This is a genomic window from Erythrobacter sp., from assembly GCA_019739335.1.
Classification (GTDB): Bacteria; Pseudomonadota; Alphaproteobacteria; order Sphingomonadales; family Sphingomonadaceae; genus Alteraurantiacibacter.
Genome location: CP073261.1, coordinates 1725186 through 1744497 on the forward strand (window position 1 = coordinate 1725186; position 19312 = coordinate 1744497).

General features: G+C 63.9%; 18 protein-coding genes and 1 tRNA gene. 11 read left to right on the top strand and 8 right to left on the bottom strand.

The window, feature by feature from the left end:
• Positions 1–51: 51 nt before the first annotated feature.
• On the bottom strand, positions 52–1617 hold the full coding sequence (locus tag JY451_08565; protein ID QZH73833.1) for a trigger factor: 1566 nt from the start codon (positions 1615–1617) through the stop codon (positions 52–54).
• Positions 1618–1677: 60 nt separating this feature from the next.
• Positions 1678–1762 (bottom strand) — tRNA-Leu (locus JY451_08570).
• Positions 1763–1921: 159 nt separating this feature from the next.
• On the opposite strand from JY451_08570, the gene JY451_08575 reads away from it, so the two are divergent.
• On the top strand, positions 1922–2137 hold the full coding sequence (locus tag JY451_08575) for a hypothetical protein (GenBank protein ID QZH73834.1): 216 nt from the start codon (positions 1922–1924) through the stop codon (positions 2135–2137).
• Between the two features lie 31 nt (positions 2138–2168).
• On the top strand, positions 2169–2480 hold the full coding sequence (locus JY451_08580; GenBank protein ID QZH73835.1) for a DUF3297 family protein: 312 nt from the start codon (positions 2169–2171) through the stop codon (positions 2478–2480).
• A gap of 12 nt (positions 2481–2492) precedes the next feature.
• Here the strand turns inward: JY451_08580 and nhaA are convergent, their stop codons facing one another.
• Positions 2493–3719: a Na+/H+ antiporter NhaA gene (gene nhaA / locus JY451_08585; protein QZH73836.1), complete on the bottom strand. Its 1227-nt coding sequence runs from the start codon at positions 3717–3719 to the stop codon at positions 2493–2495.
• Between the two features lie 159 nt (positions 3720–3878).
• Here nhaA and JY451_08590 point away from each other — a divergent pair, with 159 nt between their 5' ends.
• From JY451_08590 to JY451_08610, 5 genes are all read left to right on the top strand, one after another.
• A complete protein-coding gene (locus JY451_08590) occupies positions 3879–5297 on the top strand; it encodes a glycosyl transferase family protein (GenBank protein QZH73837.1) in 1419 nt (472 codons plus the stop codon).
• On the top strand, positions 5294–6478 hold the full coding sequence (locus tag JY451_08595) for a hypothetical protein (protein QZH73838.1): 1185 nt from the start codon (positions 5294–5296) through the stop codon (positions 6476–6478). Before JY451_08590 ends, JY451_08595 begins: the two co-directional genes overlap by 4 nt.
• Positions 6479–6532: 54 nt before the next feature.
• Entirely contained in the window at positions 6533–7453 is a 921-nt protein-coding gene (locus tag JY451_08600; protein QZH73839.1) for a sulfite exporter TauE/SafE family protein, read from the top strand.
• Positions 7453–8220 (top strand): TIGR02186 family protein, encoded by a 768-nt coding sequence (locus tag JY451_08605; GenBank protein ID QZH76652.1) that lies wholly within the window; start codon positions 7453–7455, stop codon positions 8218–8220. Before JY451_08600 ends, JY451_08605 begins: the two co-directional genes overlap by 1 nt.
• Before the next feature lie 119 nt (positions 8221–8339).
• Positions 8340–10058 carry a DUF87 domain-containing protein gene (locus tag JY451_08610; protein QZH73840.1) on the top strand — a complete coding sequence of 573 codons (1719 nt, stop codon included), beginning with the start codon at positions 8340–8342 and terminating at the stop codon, positions 10056–10058.
• A 124-nt stretch (positions 10059–10182) separates the two neighbouring features.
• On the opposite strand, the gene JY451_08615 is transcribed toward JY451_08610, so the two are convergent.
• Entirely contained in the window at positions 10183–10914 is a 732-nt protein-coding gene (locus tag JY451_08615; GenBank protein QZH73841.1) for a 7-carboxy-7-deazaguanine synthase QueE, read from the bottom strand.
• 179 nt (positions 10915–11093) lie between these two features.
• Positions 11094–13973 carry a valine--tRNA ligase gene (locus JY451_08620; protein QZH73842.1) on the bottom strand — a complete coding sequence of 960 codons (2880 nt, stop codon included), beginning with the start codon at positions 13971–13973 and terminating at the stop codon, positions 11094–11096.
• 85 nt (positions 13974–14058) lie between these two features.
• Between JY451_08620 and JY451_08625 the strand changes: the two genes are divergently transcribed.
• From JY451_08625 to JY451_08640, 4 genes are read left to right on the top strand one after another with little or no spacing between them, the layout of a single operon-like run.
• The gene (locus JY451_08625; GenBank protein ID QZH73843.1) at positions 14059–15168 is read left to right on the top strand and encodes an ABC transporter permease; all 1110 of its coding nucleotides are present in this window, start codon (positions 14059–14061) and stop codon (positions 15166–15168) included.
• Positions 15165–16064, top strand: coding sequence for an ABC transporter ATP-binding protein (locus JY451_08630; protein QZH73844.1), 900 nt, complete (start codon positions 15165–15167; stop codon positions 16062–16064). Before JY451_08625 ends, JY451_08630 begins: the two co-directional genes overlap by 4 nt.
• A gap of 10 nt (positions 16065–16074) precedes the next feature.
• The gene (locus tag JY451_08635) at positions 16075–17022 is read left to right on the top strand and encodes an MCE family protein (protein QZH73845.1); all 948 of its coding nucleotides are present in this window, start codon (positions 16075–16077) and stop codon (positions 17020–17022) included.
• Between the two features lie 11 nt (positions 17023–17033).
• Positions 17034–17618 carry a membrane integrity-associated transporter subunit PqiC gene (locus tag JY451_08640; GenBank protein ID QZH76653.1) on the top strand — a complete coding sequence of 195 codons (585 nt, stop codon included), beginning with the start codon at positions 17034–17036 and terminating at the stop codon, positions 17616–17618.
• A 112-nt stretch (positions 17619–17730) separates the two neighbouring features.
• Here the strand turns inward: JY451_08640 and JY451_08645 are convergent, their stop codons facing one another.
• From JY451_08645 to JY451_08655, 3 genes are read right to left on the bottom strand one after another with little or no spacing between them, the layout of a single operon-like run.
• Entirely contained in the window at positions 17731–18426 is a 696-nt protein-coding gene (locus JY451_08645; GenBank protein QZH73846.1) for a molecular chaperone, read from the bottom strand.
• A complete protein-coding gene (locus tag JY451_08650) occupies positions 18423–18653 on the bottom strand; it encodes a hypothetical protein (protein ID QZH73847.1) in 231 nt (76 codons plus the stop codon). Before JY451_08650 ends, JY451_08645 begins: the two co-directional genes overlap by 4 nt.
• Complete coding sequence (locus JY451_08655; GenBank protein QZH73848.1) at positions 18646–19302, bottom strand: HAD-IA family hydrolase; 657 nt, start codon at positions 19300–19302, stop codon at positions 18646–18648. The genes JY451_08650 and JY451_08655 overlap by 8 nt, the downstream gene beginning before the upstream one ends.
• Positions 19303–19312 lie beyond the last annotated feature (10 nt).

Here is a 19312-nt window from a genome sequence, read left to right on the forward strand (position 1 = left end):
CGGATTGCAGCGCTTCCTGCGGTCGCTCGCAATGACGAGCGGACCGAGTGTCTACTTCTTGGCCGAAGCCTTCTTTGCCGCTGGCTTCTTCGCCGCAGGCTTCTTGGCTGCGGGCTTCTTGGCTTCACCAGGCTCTTCAGCCGCTTCCTTCTTGGGAGCAGCCTTCTTGGCCGGGGCCTTCTTCGCAGCAGGCTTTTCCGCAGGCTCGTCTTCCGCCGCAGCTGCCTTCTTCGCCGGGGCTTTCTTGGCCGGAGCCTTTTTTGCCGCCGGGGCCGGAGCGGCCGTGGCTTCTTCCGCTTCGATTGCGGCTTCCAGCTCCTCGCGGGTCACTTCGCGCTCGGTCACTTCGGCCTTGTCGAACAGGAAATCGACCACCTTGTCTTCGTACAGCGGAGCGCGGAGCTGGGCCTGTGCCATCGGCTCGTTGCGGACATACTCGATAAAGCGCTCACGATCTTCGGCGCGATACTGCTGCGCCGCGCGCTGGATCAGCATCTGCATTTCCTGCTGGCTGATCTCGACTCCATTAGCCTGGCCGATTTCGCTCAGCAGCAGGCCGAGCCGCACGCGGCGTTCGGCGATGCGCTTATAATCGGCCTTCTCGGCTTCGAGTTCCTTCATCGCCGCTTCGGGATCTTCCTCGCGCGCGGCTTCCTGCGTCAGCTGCTGCCAGATCTGCTCGAACTCGGCTTCCACCATGGTTGGCGGAACGGCGAAATCGTGCCCGGCAGCCAGCGTGTCGAGCAGCTGGCGCTTCATCTGGGTGCGGGTGAGGCCGGCGCTTTCCTGCTCGATCTGGCCCTTCACGAGGCCCTTGAGCTGGTCCAGCCCTTCGAGGCCGAGCGACTTGGCGAAATCGTCATCCACCTTGGTCTCGGCTTCGACCTTCACCTGCTTCACCACGATGGCGAACTGCGCGTCCTTGCCTGCGAGATGGGCGGCGGGATAGTCTTCAGGAAAAGTGACCGTGATGGTCTTCTCATCGCCGGTCTTGGCGCCGGTCAGCTGTTCTTCGAAGCCGGGGATGAACTGGCCCGAGCCGATCACCAGCGGAGCGTCTTCGGCCTTGCCGCCTTCGAATTCCTCTCCATCGATGCTGCCGGTGAAATCGATGATGAGCTGGTCGCCTGCGGCGGCCTTCTTGCTCTTGGGAGCATCCTTGTAGGCCTTCTGCCCCTCGGCGATCTTGGCCAGTGCTTCGTCCAGCTCGGTATCGCTGACCGGGACGGTGAGCTTTTCCAGCTTCAGGCCGTCGAGCGAAGGCGCGGTGATTTCCGGCAGCACTTCGACTTCCACGGTCAGCTCGGCATCCTTGCCCTGGGCATAGCCTTCGGCCATTTCGACCTTGGGTTGCAGCGCGGGGCGAAGCTTCTTGTCGCGGATCAGGTTGTTGACCGATTCGCGCAGCGTCGTGTTCAGGACGTCGGCATGCAGCGCCTCGCCGTGCATCTTGCGCACCAGGTTGGCGGGCACCTTGCCGGGGCGGAAGCCGGGCATCCGAACCTGCGGGGCAACCTTCTTCACCTCGGCTTCGATCTTCGCGTCGATATCCTTCGCGGCGATGGTCAGGGTATAGGCGCGCTTGAGGCCTTCATTGGTGGTTTCGACGATCTGCATGTCCAGCCTTCTAATCTCTCTCAATACCGGTTCTGCACGGCGGGAATTGACCAGCGGAACTGGTGCGGGCGAAGGGACTCGAACCCCCACATCTTGCGATACTGGTACCTAAAACCAGCGCGTCTACCAATTCCGCCACGCCCGCAGCCATGCGAACCAACAGGCGATGCGCCTGCGAAACGAAGCGGTGCCCTTATAAGGGCGCGGGCAAAAGGGCAAGGCGCACGATATGGGGAAAATGCACAGGGAACGGGTTTGCTGCGCGGGACGTATTGATTGCAGGCTCAAACGAAAGGTCTGGATAATGATTTTCCCTGAACAGGACGCCAGCGAACCCACCCCCGGTGGTGACGATATCGACAATCCGGGACAAACGCCGGACGAGGTCACGCCGCTGCCGGACGATACCGAAGATCCCGGCCGCGGTCCGGATGAAGTCGGCCCGCTTCCAGACGATACCAGCAATCCCGGGACCACACCCGACGAAATTGCCCCGGTGACTCCGCCATCGCCCGATTGATTTTTGCAGCGCGGCGGCTAGGGGCGTGGACATGAGCGAAGAAAACACTCCCGAAACGTCCCCGGCTACCGCTGCTGCCGACACCCCGCCCGATCATCTGGCGATCGATCCGCGCAGTCCGCATTTCAACGCTGACCTGTTGCAACGCGGCGTTGCCATCCGCTTCAAGGGTCGCGTGCGCACCGATATCGAGGAGTATTCGATCTCCGAAGGCTGGGTGCGGGTGCAGGCAGGCAAGACGATGGACCGCAAGGGCCGCCCGCTGACGATCAAGCTGAACGGCCCGGTCGAAGCCTGGTTCGAGGATCTGGGCGAAGACGCGCCCGTCGCCAAGGCCGACTGAGCGGCCCTCGAATCACACCACCGGATCGTTGGGATCGTCGCGCATTTCCGGATGCGTGGCGGTCAACCGCAGGATGGCATAGCCCAGCAGCGCCGAAATCAGCGAGCCGACCAGCACGCCGATCTTCGCTTCGTCACGCAGGAAGCGCGCTGTTTCAGTGGATCCCGGGAATGCGAGTTCGCCGATGAACAGGCTCATGGTGAAGCCGATCCCGCATAAAACGGTAACGCCCCAGATTTCGGGCCAGGTGCAGCCGGGCGGTTTCGGCGCAATCTTCAATTTCACTGCCGCCCAGACCATTGCGAAAATGCCCGCCTGCTTGCCGACAACCAGACCCGCAGCAATTGCCAGCGGCAATGGGTCGAGCAGGGCTTCGAGCCCCATCCCTGACAGGTTTACCCCTGCATTGGCGAAGCCGAAAATCGGCACCACCAGATAGGCATTCCACGGCACCAGCGCGTGCTCCATGTTTTCCAGCATGGGATTGCCCTTGCGGTCTCGGAACGGGATCATCAGCGCCGCCAGCACGCCCGCGATCGTCGCGTGCACGCCAGTGTAAAGGACGCAGTACCAGAGCAGTACGGTCAGCAGGATGAATGGGAACATCGAGCTGAACCCGATCCGGTTCAGGGCGAACATGATCGCCAGCACCACGGCGGAAGCGGCGAGGAACATCATGTTGATGTCTTCGGTGTAGAAAATGGCGATGATCGCCACCGCGCCGATATCGTCGACAATGGCAACCGTCAGCAGGAATAGCCGCAGCGGTGCCGGAACACGGGTGCCGAGCAGCCCTACCACGCCCATAGCGAAGGCAATGTCGGTAGCGGCGGGAATCGCCCAGCCTCGCGCCAGACCGGGTTCACTGCCCGCGATCAGTATGTAGACCGCCGCCGGGGCGGCCATGCCGGCAATCGCGGCAAGGATCGGCAAGGTGCGCGCCTTCGGATCGGCCAGGTTCCCAGCGATAATTTCCCGCTTCACTTCCAGCCCGACGACGAAGAAGAAGATCACCATCAATCCGTCATTGATCCACAGGTGCAGCGTGTTGAGGTAAAAAGCCTCTTTCGACCAGAGGTAGCCGTTGAACAGTTCCATATAGGCGCCAGAGACGCCCGAATTGGCGACGATCATCGCCAGTGCCGCAACGGCGATCAGCAATATCCCCGAAAACGCGTCGGCGCGAAACAGCGCGCTGAAGTTGCGGGCAGCGGTGCGGATAATGCTTGGTTTGGCCATGCGGCTGTCCCTTCCGCAATTGCCCCGACTTTTCAAGTGTGCTGGCTAATGACCTTGGCGAAATTTGTCGCCCGGTCCGGGAATTTCTCCGCCCCGGTTGCAATCGGCGATGTAAAATGTAGTCCTGCGTAGTCATACGTAAATTCAGGGGGCTGCGGTATGGAGTGGGGGGCCTGGTCCGCGCTGGAATGGCTGGCGCTGGCCGAATACGAATTGCTGCTGTTCGCAGGCTTTTTCTTTCTGCTTGGCGCAATCGACGAGTTCGCGATGGATGCGATCTGGCTGTGGCTGCGCGCCACGGGCCGCGCGAAGACGCTGACCGTATCGCGTGACAGCCTGCTGCACCGGCAGCTCTCCGCTGCGGTCGCGGTGATGATCCCCGCATGGCAGGAAGCGCGCGTGATCGGGGATACACTGGCCCACGCCCGCGCCGCATGGCCGCAAGCCGATGTGCTTTTCTATATCGGCCTCTATCGCAACGATCCCGCCAGCCTGGAGGCGGCAATGGCCGGCGCGGAATGCGATCCGCGTGTACGGCTGGTGGTGCATGATCGCGATGGGCCGACAACCAAGGCCGATTGCCTCAACTGCCTGTACCAGGCGATGGCTCAGGATGAGGTGCGGCGCGGGCGCACAATCCACACCGTGCTGCTGCACGATGCCGAGGACATGGTTGATTCCGCCGCCATCGCGCTGATCGACCGGGCAATGCAGGATTGCGATTTCGTGCAATTGCCGGTGCTGCCGATCCCGCACCCCTCGTCGCGCTGGGTGGGGAGCCACTATTGCGAGGAATTTGCCGAATCGCACGCCAAGGCGTTGGTGGTCCGCGATGCTCTGGGAACAGGAATCCCGGCGGCAGGCGTTGGCTGCGGGTTCAGCCGTTCGATGTTGGCAGAAATGGCATTGGCCAATGGCACTGAGAAAGGCCCTTTTTCAGATGCCTCGCTGACCGAAGACTACGAACTCGGGTTGAAAGTCGCAGTCTCGGGCGGGCGGTCGCGGTTCCTGCGGGTGCGCGGCGACGACGGGCGACTGATCGCTACCCGCGCCTATTTTCCGGCCCGACTTGCGCAGTCGGTGCGGCAGAAGTCGCGCTGGTTGCACGGCATTGCATTTCAGGGTTGGGACCGGCTGGGTTGGACCGGTTCGCTGGCGGAAAACTGGATGCGCATGCGCGACCGCCGCGGGCCGCTGTCCGCGCTGGTCTTGCTGACCGGATATACGCTGTTCGTTCTTGCGGCGGGCCTGACGGCGCTCGATTTCGCGGGATACGATCGCCCTTGGGAACCCACGCCGTTACTGCTGGCACTGCTCGGAATTAACCTCGCTGCCTTTCTGTGGCGGGCTGTGATGCGTTTCGGCTTCACCGCGCGCGAATACGGAGCGATGGAAGGCTTGCGCGCAATCGTACGCATACCGCTCGCCAACATCATCGCCATCATGGCGGGGCGTCGCGCGCTGTTTGCCTATGCCCGCACGATGGGCGGTGGTGACCCCACGTGGGACAAGACCACGCGCGAAGACCATCCCTCGTTCGCAGCATTGCAGGTAACTTCGCTGGAAAGCGCAGGGTGAGCCGCGCCGGACCGACTTCGTCGTCCCGCCGGGGCGGTGCCCTGGTAACCTTGGGCGGAGCCGTGGCCGTCTGGCTGGTGCTGCGCGCAGCGATATGGGAAGCACCGTTCGCGCCCGCCTCGCTGGCGGCACTGCCGCTGGGAGATGTGCCTGCGGTTTCGAATCCGATGCCCCTGGCTGAGCCGCCCGTGCCGGTACAACAGGCATCGCCGGCATACCCCATTGCGCCCGTGCCTGTGCTTCCCGCGTGGAATCCGGTGCCGCTGGCTTTGCGACTTGGAACCGATCTCCCGCCCGAGCAGATTTCCTTTCTTCCGCAACTTGCGCCCGGCAATTCTCCACTCGCACGGCGAGGCTTTGCGGGAGCGAGCAATCTTGTCGCGCATGTCCTGTTGTTGCAGGCCGGCTATCGCGGCAATGGGAGCGCCGAACCACTGTCCCCGCCCGCCAATTTCGCGCAGGCAGACGGCAATCCGCAGCCGACCTACGTTCCGCACGCGGCCGAAGCAATGCGGCGCGATCCTGTCAACCTCCCGCGCTGGTCGATGGATGCATGGGCGATGTGGCGGCAGGACGATCCCTCACCGCTGCTCTCCGGTAGGCCCAGCTATGGCCGTAGCCAGGCGGGCGCAGTTTTGCGTTATCACCTCGCCCCGGCGAGCGGACACGCCCCGCAACTGCACCTGCGCGGCAGTGTCGCGCTGGAAGGGCTGCAGGAGCGCGAGGCGGCCTTCGGCGGATCGGCGCGGCCGATTCCCGGTGTACCGGTGCGGCTGGCTGCCGAAGCGCGGGTAAGTGAAACCGATCGCGGTACCGAAGCTCGCGCGGCAGCCTATGCGGTAACCGAACTTGCGCCGGTCCGTTTGCCGGGTGGCTTTAGCGGCGAAGTCTACGCGCAGGGTGGCTATGTCAGCGGCAATTTCGCCACGCCGTTTGTGGACGGGCAGGCGCGGATCACACGCGAACTGGCAGGTAGCGAGGACTTCCGGCTGGAAGCGGGCGGCGGGGCATGGGGTGGGGCGCAGGAGGATGCGCGGCGGCTCGATGTCGGACCAAGCGCCGCAGTGAGCTTCCGCGTCGGCGCGGCGCGTGGGCGGATTTCCGCGGACTACCGTTTCCGGGTGGCAGGCGATGCCAAACCCGCAAGTGGTCCTGCGCTCACACTGTCCGCCGGATTTTAGCAACGGCTTGTCATTCGCCTTCATAACCGCGCCCGGCTGGGGTAGGCGAGCGGGATGGACGTTTACCTCCCCATAGCGAATCTCGCGGTCAACGGGCTGGTCATTATCGTCCTGGGCCTGGCGACGGGCATATTGTCGGGCATTTTCGGTGTCGGTGGCGGGTTCCTGACCACGCCGCTGCTGATCTTCTACGGAATCCCGCCCACCGTGGCCGCCGCATCTGCCGCAACGCAGGTAACCGGGGCCAGCGTCTCGGGCGTCTTCGCGCACAGTCGCAATAACGGGGTGGATTACCAGATCGGGCTGGTAATGGTGGCTGGCGGGATGATCGGCGCGCTGATCGGGGCGGGATTATTTGCCTTGCTCAGTGCGGTCGGCCAGATCGATACGGTCATCAATATCCTTTATGTCGTGCTGCTCGGCTCCATCGGCGGGGTGATGCTGAAGGAGGCGCTGCAATCGATTGGCCTGATCGCACCTGGCGGCGGCGATCAGTCGCGCGCGGCCAAACGTCGCCATCATCCGTGGGTCGCGGCGCTGCCCTACCGCTGGCGGTTCTACCGCTCAGGCCTCTACATTTCCCCGATTGCGCCGCTTCTGCTGGGGCTGGTGGTGGGAATCCTGACGATGCTGATGGGCGTGGGCGGCGGCTTCCTGATGGTGCCCGCGATGCTCTACATCCTCGGCATGAGCGCACGGGTGGTGGTGGGCACCAGCCTGTTCAACATCCTCTTCACCACCATGCTGGTGACGATGGTCCATGCCTTTACCACCCAAGCGGTCGACATCGTGCTGGCAGGCCTGCTGCTGATCGGATCGGTGACCGGCGCGCAGTTCGGCACCCGCATCGCCCAGTTCGCCAAGCCCGAACACTTGCGGCTGGCCCTTGCGGCGATTGTGCTCCTGATCGCGCTTCGCATGGCCTACGGGCTGACAGTGCGGCCCGACGAGGTGTACACCGTGGTGCCGTTATGATGCGCCTGTTGTTCGTCCTGTTGCTGGCGCTCGGCATAGCTGGTCCGGCCTTCGCACAAGGCCGCGAGCCAATTCTGGTGCCGGATATCTCGGAACATGACATCGTGCTGCGTCAGGGCTTCACGGGCGCGGACCTGCTGCTGTTCGGGGCGCTGCTCGATCCGTCGGGCGGGCGCGCCAATGGTGCATATGACGTTGTGGTCGTACTGAAAGGCCCGACCGAGGAGATCCGCCTGCGCGAAAAGGAACGGTGGTTCGGCATCTGGGTGAATGCCGACAGCACTGCCTATCGCTCGGTGCCCAGTTTCTACGCCATCGCCAGTTCGCGCCCGATTGCCGAGATCGTAGATGACAGCACCGCTGCCATATACGAATTGGGCCTCCCGTGGCTCCAGCTTTCGCCCACTGGCTCGATTGATCCTGGCGAACAGACCCGATTCTCCGCCGGGCTGGTCGATCTGCGGCAACGGCAGGGGCTATATGCACAATACGATACCGGAGTAACGGTGAGCGAAGACGTCCTCTACCGCGCTCGCTTTCCCATTCCCTCCAACGTTATCCCGGGGCGCTATGTGGCGGAAACCTTTGCGATTGCCGACGGCCGCGTGATCACTTCGGCTACCTCCGAAGTTCTGGTTCGCAAGGAAGGTTTCGAGGGGGTGGTAGCGGAGGAAGCTGAGGACAATGCGTTTCTTTATGGTCTGTTTGCGGTCGGGCTATCGCTGTTCATGGGCTGGGTCGCAGGTCGGCTGTTTGCGCTTGTTTGATCGGGGGGGCTTGATCGGGACTTGATCGGGGGTCTGACCCGCTCATCCGGCGCAATTGACCTGATCTTAACCCTGTCAGCATAGGGCAAGCGGGAAGTTCGTCAGCCATGTGAGCCCCTATGACCGATATGCACGGCAGCCAGTTTACCAACGCAAGTCTGGCCGGTGGCCCCGGCGCAGAACCCGATTATGTTGCGCACGAACGCGAAGTGCAGGAAGCGCGCAGCGCGGATTGTGCGCGCCAGCCCATTGGCATCGTCCTCGAGATCGCCGGATCGGGATCGGCCATCGCGCTCGATCTGGGGCGGTTGAACGAATGTATGGACGATGCCGATCCCTCCATCGCCCTGGCTGGCCAGGTCGGTTCGCAAATCAAGATCAAGACGAACGACGGCTGGCTGCTCGCCAGCGTGCGCAACCAACGGCAGGACCGCCGGGGTGACGGCAATTCCATCGTCGCCAATATCGACTTCCTCGGCGAAGGGCGCGAGGAAAAGCTGACTGGCAAGATCCACAGCTTCCGCCGCGGCGTAACGCGCTATCCCATTCCCGGCGCGATGATCTATCCCGCCACCAGCGAGGATCTGCGCCAGATTTACGCCAGCGACGGGCGCAGCTCGATCCAGATCGGCACGGTCTATCCCACCAGCGACATTCGCGCCGGGGTGTATGTCGATGCGATGCTTGGCAAGCATTTTGCGCTGCTCGGTTCCACCGGCACCGGCAAATCCACCAGTGCCGCACTGATCCTGCACCGCATCTGCCAGGCTGCGCCGCAGGGCCATATCCTGATGATCGACCCGCACGGCGAATATTCCGCCGCATTCCGCAATACCGGGCAGATCTTCGACGTGTCCAACCTGCAAATGCCTTACTGGCTGATGAACTTCGAAGAGCATTGCGAAGTCCTCATCAAGAACAAGGGCGCGGACATGCAGAGCGACAAGGACATCCTTGCCAAATGCCTGCTCGCCGCGCGGCAGAAGAACCGGCTTGCCGAAACCATGGGCAAGATCACCGTCGATTCGCCGATCCCCTATATGCTTTCCGATCTCACCAACCTGATCCAGGACGAGATGGGCAAGCTGGACAAGGCCACCAACACCGCGCCCTATATGCGGCTGAAGACCAAGATCGACGAGCTGAAGGCCGATCCGCGCTACCAGTTCATGTTCTCCGGCATGCTCGTAAGTGACACGATGTCGGACTTCATCGGCAAGATTTTCCGGATGCCGAGCAGCGGCAAGCCGATCGCCATCATCGACGTATCCGGCGTACCGTCGGATATCACCAGTACGGTGGTGGCGGTACTCAGCCGACTCGTTTTCGATTTCGCCATTTGGGGCCGCAACGAGAAGACCAGTCCGATCCTGCTGGTGTGCGAGGAGGCCCACCGGTACGTGCCGAATGAACGCAATGCCGATGGCAATTCCGTGGGCCGCGTGCTCAGCCGGATCGCCAAGGAAGGGCGCAAATACGGCATCTCTCTCGGCCTGATTACCCAGCGGCCGAGCGATCTTGCGGAAGGGGTGCTGTCGCAGTGCGGCACCATCATTTCGATGCGCCTCAACAACGATCGCGACCAGGCCTTCGTGAGAGCAGCCATGCCCGAAGGCGCGCGCGGCTTCCTCGATTCCATCCCGGCGCTGCGCAACCGCGAATGCATCATCTGCGGCGAAGGTGTGTCGATCCCGATGCGGGTATCCTTTGACAACCTCGAAGAGAACAAGCGCCCGGCTTCCGAAGACCCGAGCTTTGTCGAGCTGTGGAACCAGGGCGGCGGCGAGGAGGACATGGTCCACCGCACCGTCCAACGCTGGCGCGCGCAGGGCTCCTGATCTTGCGAGGCCGCTTCCGCGGCTTCGTCCTCGGTGCTATTCCCTCCGCTGCGCTGCGGGGCACCTGCGGGCGGGCGGTCGCCCTCGCAGGTCATTCGGCCCGTCGTCGGGGTCTCGACTATTCTCACGTTCCCCGCGTATCGCCGTAGAGGTGGATATGCAGCCGGTCGCTCATCCGGAAACCGTGTTCGAGGCATAGCGGCGCAAGCCATTGCTCGCGTTCGCGCAGGGTAGCGCTGTCGGTGCCTTCGGGCATCAGGAACACCCGATTGCGCGGTACGCGATGCCATTCCACGAGCGCCAGCACTTCCTCCACATCGGCAGGCTGGGCGATCACGAACTTGAACCACGCGCGCGGGTCGCTCGCCCAATGGTCGAGCATTTGCGGCTTCAGCGCCAGTTCCGCCGGATTGCCCGAATGGGCAAGCTTGGGGCTGACATTGTACTGATCGACCCGCACGTCGAGCCGCGCGGGGGGCGCAACGGTGCCGTTGGTTTCGATTTCCACCGCGATGTCCGGCAGGTGTTCGAGCATCGCTGCCAGCCTGCCGGCCTGCAGCAGCGGCTCGCCCCCGGTGATAACGAGGCGATTCTGCCCCAGCGCGGCAATCCGCGCGGCGACATCCGCCTCCTCCAGTTCAAGCTGGTTGGCGCGGCGATCATGCGTTTCGCCGGAGCGGTGCGGGCGGTCGTCGCCCTCGAAATGCCACGTATAATCCGTATCGCACCACACGCAGGCGAGATTGCAGCGCGACATGCGCAGGAACGCGACCGGCATTCCGGCGCTCGGCCCTTCGCCCTGCAGACTGGCGAAGATCTCGGGTTCTCCCGGGGATTGGGTGGCGAGTGTCAGCATCGCGGTGCGCCGAAGTTTACACCAAGTTGACGCCAAAGCGCGGTGTTGTGCCCGGTGTCCGAGCAGGTCTCGTGGGACAGGATAAAGGCAGCGAAAGTCATCCCCGGTCCCATGGCACAAAGCGGCGATGTAGGAAATCTCGCCTCCTCCCTCCCCTTAAGGGGAGGGGGATTCGATAGCTACCCCAACCGCGCCAGCGCCGCCTGCAACCGCTCGGCCTCACCCTGATGGTGCGCGAGATCGGCGCGGGCTTTTTCGACCGCTTCGGGCTTGGCCTTTTCGACGAAGGCGGCATTGCCCAGCCGCCCGGCGAGCCCCTGCGCTTCCTTCTGCGAGGCGGCCAGCGCTTTTTCGAGCCGCGCGCGTTCGGCGGCGACATCGATCACGCCTTCGAGCGGGACAACGAACACATCGCCGCCCGCCGAGACCTGCATCGCCGCGCCAGCGGGTGCTTCGCCCACGGTAAGCGGTGCAAGCCGCGCGAGGCGTTCGATCGCGGCGCTGCTGCGGTCGATCACGCTTGCGGCCAGGTCGGAAGGCGCAGCGATCCACGCCGCCAGCTTGGCGCCGGGGGCAATGCCCAGTTCTGCGCGGGCGCTGCGGGTGGCCTTGGTCAGCTCGATCACCCAGTCGATCGCATCGGTCGCGTGCTTGTTTACTTTCGCCTGCGGATCGACCCAGGCCCCGACGATCAGATCATGCGGATGCCCGCGCGAATGCCACAGCTCCTCGGTGATGAACGGCATGAACGGGTGCAGCATGACGAGGATCTGGTCGAGCGCCCAGCCGGCAACCGCGCGGGTTTCGGTGGCGGGATCAAAGTCCCCCTCCCGCTGGCGGGAGGGGTTAGGGGTGGGACTGTCCACGCTATCGGTGTCGGGCCCACCCCCGGCCCCTCCCGCCAGCGGGAGGGGAGAAAGAACCGGCTTGATCAGTTCCAGGTACCAGTCGCAGAACCGGTCCCAGACGAAGTGGTACACCGTGTTCGCCGCTGCATCGAAGCGCAGTTCGGCCATCGCCTTGTCGAGCGCCTCGGCGGTCTGCGCCAGTTCGCCGATGATCCACTGGTTCGCCGCCAGCCTCGCTTCGGGCGCCGCCACGTGGCGCGACAGCCCCACGCCGTTTGCCTGGCAGAACCGCGCCGCGTTCCACAGCTTGGTGGCGAAGTTGCGGTATCCTTCCACCCGCCGCTCATCCATCTTGATGTCGCGGCCCTGGCTTTCCATCGCCGCCATGAAGAAGCGCAGCGCATCGGCGCCGTACTGCTCGATCAGGATCAGCGGATCGACGACATTGCCCTTTGACTTGGACATTTTCGACCCGTCCGCCGCGCGCACCAGCCCGTGCAGGTAGAGCTTGTCCCACGGCTTCCGGCCGGTGTTGTAATACCCCATCATCATCATCCGCGCGTCCCAGAAGAACAGGATGTCGAACCCGGAGATGAGGAGGGAGTTGGGGTAGTGTTTGGCGAGGAGTGAATCCCCCTCCCGCTGGCGGGAGGGGTCAGGGGTGGGAGCGACCACGCTGTCGGTTTCGAGGAGGCTAGCGGTTTCAGGCCCACCCCCGGCCCCTCCCGCCAGCGGGAGGGGAGTTTGGTCGCCCGGCCAGCCCAGCGTGGCGAAGGGCCACAGGGCGCTGGAGAACCAGGTGTCGAGGACGTCCTCGTCGCGCATCAGGCTTACGCCTGCGCCTGCTTTCGCTTGTGCTTCGGCTTCCGTCTTCGCAACAAACACGCTGCCGTCCTCGCTATACCAAGCCGGAATCCGGTGCCCCCACCAGAGCTGCCGCGAGACGCACCACGGCTGGATATTCTCCATCCAGTTGAAGAAGGTCTTCTCCCACGTCTTGGGGACAATCTCGATCTCGCCGGAGCGCACGGCTTCGATCGGCTTCTTCGCCAGTTCGGCCGCATCGACATACCACTGGTCGGTCAGCCAGGGTTCGATCACCACGCCGCCGCGATCACCGAAAGGCGTCGCGATTACGCGCGGTTCGGCGTCGTGGAAGAGTCCGTCCGCGTCCGCCCACGGCACCAGGTGGCCGCTGTCACGCAGCATTTCCACCACGCGCTTGCGCGCCTCGAAACGATCCAGCCCCAGCAGCTCCGCCGGGATCAGCCCGTCCGCCGTCTGGCAGACCCGCGCCTCGGCATCGAGCATATTGAGCATCTCGCCCGCCGCGATCCCCGCGCGCTTGCCGACTTCGAAATCGTTGAAATCGTGCCCCGGGGTGATCTTCACCGCGCCCGAACCCAGTTCCGGATCGGCGTGCTCGTCGGCAATCACCGGAATTTCGCGGCCCGTGATCGGCAGCCGCACCGTGGCTCCGCGCGCGACCAGATCGGCGTAGCGTTCGTCCGAGGGATGCACCGCCACCGCCATGTCCGCCAGCATCGTTTCGGGGCGGGTGGTGGAGACGCGGATCTCGCCCGAACCGTCGGCCAGCGGGTAGGAGAAGGTCCAGAAGTGGCCCTGCACGTCTTGCGTCTCGACTTCGAGATCGCTGATCGCGGTCTTCAGCTTCGGGTCCCAGTTCACCAGCCGCTTGTCGCGGTAGATCAGCCCGTCATTGTAGAGATCGACGAACACCTTGAGCACCGCCTTGGTGAAATGCTCGTCCATCGTGAACTGTTCTCTGGACCAGTCCATCGAGCAGCCGAGGCGGCGGAGCTGGCCGGTGATCGTGCCGCCGCTTTCCTCCTTCCATTCCCAGACTTTCTCGATGAATTGCTCGCGCGAATAGTTGGTGCGCTTGTCCTGCCGCGCTTCCAGCTGGCGTTCGACCACCATCTGCGTGGCGATCCCGGCGTGATCGGTACCCACCACCCACAGGGCATCCTTGCCGCGCAGCCGTTCGTAGCGGATCATTATGTCCTGCAGAGTGTTATCAAGCGCATGGCCGATATGCAGGGATCCCGTCACGTTGGGGGGCGGATTGACGATGGTGAAGGGTTCCGCGTCCGGCCGGTGCGGGCGGAAGGCGCCCGTGGCTTCCCAATGCGCGTACCATTTCGCCTCTATCGCGGCGGGATCGAAAGTCTTGTCGAGCTCGGTGGTCATGGGCCGCGCTTTGCCAGCGACTACCCCCAAGGGCAACACGCGAAAATCTTGCCCGCGCCGCCATTTGTGCGCATAGCTGCCCCCGATGCGTGAATGGGCCGAGTATAGCGTGGACGAACGCGGGGGGCGGGTAACGCTCTCGATCACCGGCCCCTTGCTGGTGTCGGGCATCGGCAAGCTCGATCCGGAATTGCGCGCGCACGATGGCTCGGTGCAGTTCGTCGATATTTCCGGCGCGAGCTCGGTCGATACGGTCGGCGCCTGGGTGGTGCATCGCTTTGCCGAGGAAAAGGGTGCGGAAATCACCGGCGCGAGCGAGGCTGCCGAAGTGCTGCTGCAAGCGGTGGAAGACAGCGCCAGCACTGCCGCCGTCACACCGCCGCGACCCTACGTGTTCGGCCGGGTGAGCGAAGAAGTCGGTATCAAGGTTTTTGAATTCGCCAAGGGCTTTCGCCAGTATCTTGGCTTCCTTGGCGCGGTGCTGGTGGCCTTTCTCTCGGTAGTGCGCCACCCGCGCCGGTTCCGGATGAAGGCACTGGTGCGGCAGATGGAGCTGGTGGGGGTTTCCTCGTTGCCGATCATCGGGCTGATGAGCTTCCTGATCGGCATCGTCATCGCGCAGCAGGGCGCGGTGCAATTGCAACAGTTCGGCGCGGAAACGCTGACAGTGAACCTGGTCGGGCGGATCACCCTGCGCGAACTGGGCGTGCTGATGACCGCGATCATGGTCGCGGGTCGGTCCGGTTCCGCCTTCGCCGCGCAGATCGGTACGATGAAGCTGACCGAGGAAATCGACGCGATGCGCACCATCGGCGTTTCGCCAATGGAAGCGCTGGTCCTGCCGCGCATCCTGGCCTCGGTGCTGATGATGCCGCTGCTCGGCTTCTACGCTTCGGTGGTTGCGATCATCGGCGGGGCCGTGGTGGCGGACCTGATGCTGGGCATCCCGTTCCTCACCTTCCTGGCCCGCATTCAGGAAGTGGTGCCGATGTACGATTTCTACGTCGGCATGATAAAGGCGCCGGTGTTCGGCCTGATCATCGCGATGGCAGGCTGCTATCAGGGGATGCAGGTCAAGGGCAATGCCGAGGAAGTCGGCCTGCGCACGACGATGGCGGTGGTGCAAGCGATCTTCATGGTGATCGTGCTCGATGCCTTCTTTGCGGTCTTCTTTACCGAACTGGGCTGGGGATGAACGAGAACACCGCCCCCGATCCGGTACTGGAAGAAGCCGCGGAAGATATTCCGGATCGCTTCGAAGGCGATTATCCGATCCGCATTCGCGGGCTGGTCAATGCCTTTGGCGAAAACGTCATCCACGAGGATCTCGAACTCGACGTCCGGCGCGGCGAAATCCTTGGCGTGGTGGGCGGGTCCGGCACCGGCAAATCGGTGCTGATGCGCTCGATCATCGGCTTGCAGATTCCGTCGGCGGGCGAGATCGAGGTGTTCGGCAAGGACATTACCGAATCCGAGCCGGACGAGGTGATCGGCGTGCGCAACCGCTGGGGCGTGCTGTTCCAGGGCGGGGCGCTGTTCTCCACTCTGACGGTGGGAGAAAACGTGCAGGTGCCGCTGAAACAGTTCTACCCGGAACTGAAGCAGGAACTGCTCGACGAGATCGCGCGCTACAAGACGGTGATGACCGGCCTGCCCGAAGATGCGGCGAGCAAGTTTCCGAGCGAGCTTTCGGGCGGGATGAAGAAGCGCGCCGGCCTCGCGCGGGCGCTGGCGCTCGATCCCGAACTGCTGTTCCTCGATGAGCCGACCGCGGGCCTCGATCCCATCGGCGCGGCCAAGTTCGACGAGTTGCTGCGCGAACTGACCGATACGCTGGGGCTGACGGTGTTCCTCATCACCCACGATCTCGATACGCTCTATGCCATCTGTGACCGGGTGGCGGTGATTGCCGACAAGCAGGTTATCGGGGTAGGCACCATTCCCGAACTGCTGCAAACCAGCCATCCGTGGATCCAGGAATATTTCGACGGCCCGCGCAGCCGCGCCGCGGCGCAGAGCCGCGATCGCCAGACTGCACGCGGGGAGGCGAAAGGGAAAGCAATGGACAATGCAATGAGCAAGGGTTCATAGGACGAAGCCCATGGAAACAAGAGCAAACCACGTCTGGGTTGGGGCTGTCACCCTCCTGCTGCTCGCCGCCCTGGCGGTGTTCTTCGTCTGGCTCGCGCGGCTGGGAGACCAGAACAACAAGGAATATGACATCTTCTTCGAACAGTCGGTCGGTGGCGTGGCCAACGGTTCGGTAGTCACTTATTCGGGGGTGCCAGTGGGGCAGGTCTCCGACATTTCGATCTGGGACAAGGATCCAGAATTCGTCAAGGTGCGGGTCCGGATCGATGCCGATACGCCCATCCTTGTCGGCACCCAGGCAAGCGTTTCCGCCAGTTTCACCGGCGTTTCCAATATCTCGCTGACGGGTGGGCGCAGTAACCTGCCACCAATCAGCTGCGAGACCACAGATTGCCCCGAAGGCGTGCCGGTGATCCCGCCAGCGCCAGGCGCGATCGGGGAAATTCTCGCCAGCGCGCCGTTGTTGCTCGAACGGCTAGCGACCCTGACCGACAGGCTGACCCGCGTGCTGGACGACGACAACCAGGATTCGATCGCCGGGATCCTGCGCAATACCAATGCCATCAGCGGCGAACTGGCCCGCACCTCGCCGGAGATCGAGCGGACCCTTCAGGAATTGCAGGGCACGCTGAACCAGTCCACCGCCACGCTGGCCGCGTTCGAGGACACGCTGGTTTCGGTAGACGGTCTGGTCGAGAACGACGGCGCGGCGCTGACTGCGGATCTGCGCCAGACGCTGGCTTCTGCGCGCGAAGCAGCGGCAGCGCTGGAGGCCTCGCTCGCCAATGTCGAACCGCTGACCCGCCAACTTTCGCAGGACACCCTGCCCGCCGCCACCGCCACCATGCGCGATCTGCGGGCGACATCGGCAACCTTGCGCAGCCTAACCGAACAGTTGGAAACCGAGGGCGTGACTTCGCTGCTTGGCGGCCCGGCCTTGCCCGATTACGAGCCATGAGAGTGAACCCCATGCGCAATGCCATCATCTTTCCCGCTCTCGCTGCCTTTGGCCTGCTGTCGGGCTGCATCAGCTTCGGTGCGGAGCCACCCGATCAGTTGCTGACGCTGACGTCAGCGGCCAGCGTCCCCGCCGGTGCTGCCAGTGAAGGCAATGCCAGCGCCGCGCTGGCGGTGCTGGTGCCGAGCGTAGAGCAGCGGCTGAATGTCCCCCGGATTCCCGTCATCACTTCGGACAGTTCGCTCGCCTATCTTGCCGATGCCGTCTGGGTCGAAAAGCCCGCAGACCTGTTCCGCACCGTGCTCATGGAAACCATCCGGGCGAATGGGAACCGGCTGGTGGTTGGTGGCGGAGAGCTCGAATATGTCGCGCAGACCCAGCTTGGTGGGCAATTGGTGGCGATGGATTACGATGCGCTGAGCGGCAGCGTGGTGGTGCGGTATGACGCGGTGCTCGAACTGCCCGAAGGCCGGATCCTGACGCGCCGGTTCGAGGAGCGGGTGAGCGGTATTCCGGCCGAGGCTGGCGCGGTGGGGGCGGCGCTGAATGAGGCGAGCAACCGCGTGGCGGCGCAGGTTGCGGATTGGGTGGGGTAGTGTGCTTCTGTCAGCCCGGACTTGTTCCGGGCCAGTGCTTCTCATTTTTTCAACGCTAGAAGTTAGCACCACCCCCCGAACAAGTCCGGGGTGACAAGATCAGGTGTGATGATCAGCCCCGCACCGCCGCAGCAAATTCCGCTGCCTTGCTGAACGCCTCCAGCCGCAGTTTCCGGTCATCTTCCGCCTGCCAGTCCCAGCCCCACAGCTCGGCCTGCCAGTCCTCCTCGGCATTGCCCGCCGAAAACAGCGCGGGCACATCCGCGCCCTCTTCCAGCGTGGCCAGCGCCACCACCAGCGAAGCGGCGAGCGTGGCGAGGGTGATGAGCGCGGCAAGGGTGAAGTCGCCCTCAAGCTCCAGCCGTTGCCGGAACGCGGCCAGCGTGGCTTGGGGCTGCGCATGGTGGATCACCCCGCTGACCCGTTCCAGCCGCACACCGTGGCGTGCTTCGCAGGTGCTAACCAGCGGCTCCCACAAAGTCTGCTGGCGCTCGAACAGCGGCGTGTCGGGATCGGCGCGGTAGCAGAGCGTGTCGGTTCCGGCGAAGGCGAGCAGTTTGGACAGTGCAGCCGCGCGGTCGGGGCGGATCACGTCGATGGCGAGATCGGCGAGATCGCGAAAAACGAAGCTGCGCGGATCGAGCTTTTCGCCCTGCGCCCGCCATTCGCCCGCCAGCAATTCCGCCGCCGCTTGTGTCGGCACCAGTTGCGCGCTGCCAAGCTGGGTGCGGATCGGCTTTCCGTCGAGCAGCACGCGCCAGCCGCCATCCGAATGCTCGACAGTAACGTCCTTGTAGAACCGCTTCATTCCTTTGGCGGTCCCTTGGGGGTGCGCCAGCGGCGGTTGAGGATCAGCGGCAGGAAGAAGAATTCGAACAGGCCGAACACCAGCAGGCCATAGCCAAGCAGATGCGGGCCTGCGACCTTGTCGGTCAGGATAAGGATTGCGCCGAGGATCAGCAACAGGCCGCCAAGCCGCATCAGTTGGAGCATGATGAAGCGCGATTTCGCGGGGTCGGCAGGTTCGTCAGCCATCGAGCATGTCCTTCAATTGCGCCATGTCCTGCGCCACGCCCAGCGCCCCGGCGGCGATCAGTTCGGCAGGTTCGTGATAGCCCCAGGCGACGCCAACGGCGCGGGTGCCTGCGTCCCTGGCCATCTGCATGTCGTACACCGTATCGCCGATCATCACCGTGTCGGCGGGGTCGGCGCCAGCATCCGCCATGGCCGCCAGCAGCATCGCCGGATGCGGTTTGGAGGGGTGGCGGTCCGCCGTGTGAGTGGTAACGAACAGGTCGCCGAGTGTGTGGGTGGTGAGCGTGGCGGCGAGACCGCGATCGGACTTGCCGGTGGCGACGCCGAGCAGCCAGCCTTGGCCGTGAAGCTGGCGGAGCAGGTCCGCCATTCCTTCAAAGAGCGGTTCGCGCAAGGATCCGTTCTCGCGCGATTCGCGGAAGGCGCGCTTGTAGGCCTCGACCGCGACCATGTGCTGTTCGGGCGGGGCTTCCGGCGCAAGATCACGCACCGCCTGCGGCAGGCTCAGGCCGACGATGCGGCGGACGAGGTGGCGCTCCGGCGCGGGCAGTTCCGCAGCGGCGAAGGCCAGTTCCATAGCATTGCAAACGCCCGCCTGCCCGTCGGTCAGGGTGCCGTCGCAATCGAAGACGGCGAGCCTTACCGCCATGCGAGTGCTC

What these genes read in the sequence shown, in the direction of transcription:
- JY451_08565 (QZH73833.1), bottom strand. Translation starts at nt 1,617, where the DNA reads ATGCAGATCGTCGAAACCACCAATGAAGGCCTCAAGCGCGCCTATACC.
- JY451_08575 (QZH73834.1), top strand. Translation starts at nt 1,922, where the DNA reads ATGATTTTCCCTGAACAGGACGCCAGCGAACCCACCCCCGGTGGTGAC.
- JY451_08580 (QZH73835.1), top strand. Translation starts at nt 2,169, where the DNA reads ATGAGCGAAGAAAACACTCCCGAAACGTCCCCGGCTACCGCTGCTGCC.
- nhaA (QZH73836.1), bottom strand. Translation starts at nt 3,719, where the DNA reads ATGGCCAAACCAAGCATTATCCGCACCGCTGCCCGCAACTTCAGCGCG.
- JY451_08590 (QZH73837.1), top strand. Translation starts at nt 3,879, where the DNA reads ATGGAGTGGGGGGCCTGGTCCGCGCTGGAATGGCTGGCGCTGGCCGAA.
- JY451_08600 (QZH73839.1), top strand. Translation starts at nt 6,533, where the DNA reads ATGGACGTTTACCTCCCCATAGCGAATCTCGCGGTCAACGGGCTGGTC.
- JY451_08605 (QZH76652.1), top strand. Translation starts at nt 7,453, where the DNA reads ATGCGCCTGTTGTTCGTCCTGTTGCTGGCGCTCGGCATAGCTGGTCCG.
- JY451_08610 (QZH73840.1), top strand. Translation starts at nt 8,340, where the DNA reads ATGACCGATATGCACGGCAGCCAGTTTACCAACGCAAGTCTGGCCGGT.
- JY451_08615 (QZH73841.1), bottom strand. Translation starts at nt 10,914, where the DNA reads ATGCTGACACTCGCCACCCAATCCCCGGGAGAACCCGAGATCTTCGCC.
- JY451_08620 (QZH73842.1), bottom strand. Translation starts at nt 13,973, where the DNA reads ATGACCACCGAGCTCGACAAGACTTTCGATCCCGCCGCGATAGAGGCG.
- JY451_08625 (QZH73843.1), top strand. Translation starts at nt 14,059, where the DNA reads ATGCGTGAATGGGCCGAGTATAGCGTGGACGAACGCGGGGGGCGGGTA.
- JY451_08630 (QZH73844.1), top strand. Translation starts at nt 15,165, where the DNA reads ATGAACGAGAACACCGCCCCCGATCCGGTACTGGAAGAAGCCGCGGAA.
- JY451_08635 (QZH73845.1), top strand. Translation starts at nt 16,075, where the DNA reads ATGGAAACAAGAGCAAACCACGTCTGGGTTGGGGCTGTCACCCTCCTG.
- JY451_08640 (QZH76653.1), top strand. Translation starts at nt 17,034, where the DNA reads ATGCGCAATGCCATCATCTTTCCCGCTCTCGCTGCCTTTGGCCTGCTG.
- JY451_08645 (QZH73846.1), bottom strand. Translation starts at nt 18,426, where the DNA reads ATGAAGCGGTTCTACAAGGACGTTACTGTCGAGCATTCGGATGGCGGC.
- JY451_08650 (QZH73847.1), bottom strand. Translation starts at nt 18,653, where the DNA reads ATGGCTGACGAACCTGCCGACCCCGCGAAATCGCGCTTCATCATGCTC.
- JY451_08655 (QZH73848.1), bottom strand. Translation starts at nt 19,302, where the DNA reads ATGGCGGTAAGGCTCGCCGTCTTCGATTGCGACGGCACCCTGACCGAC.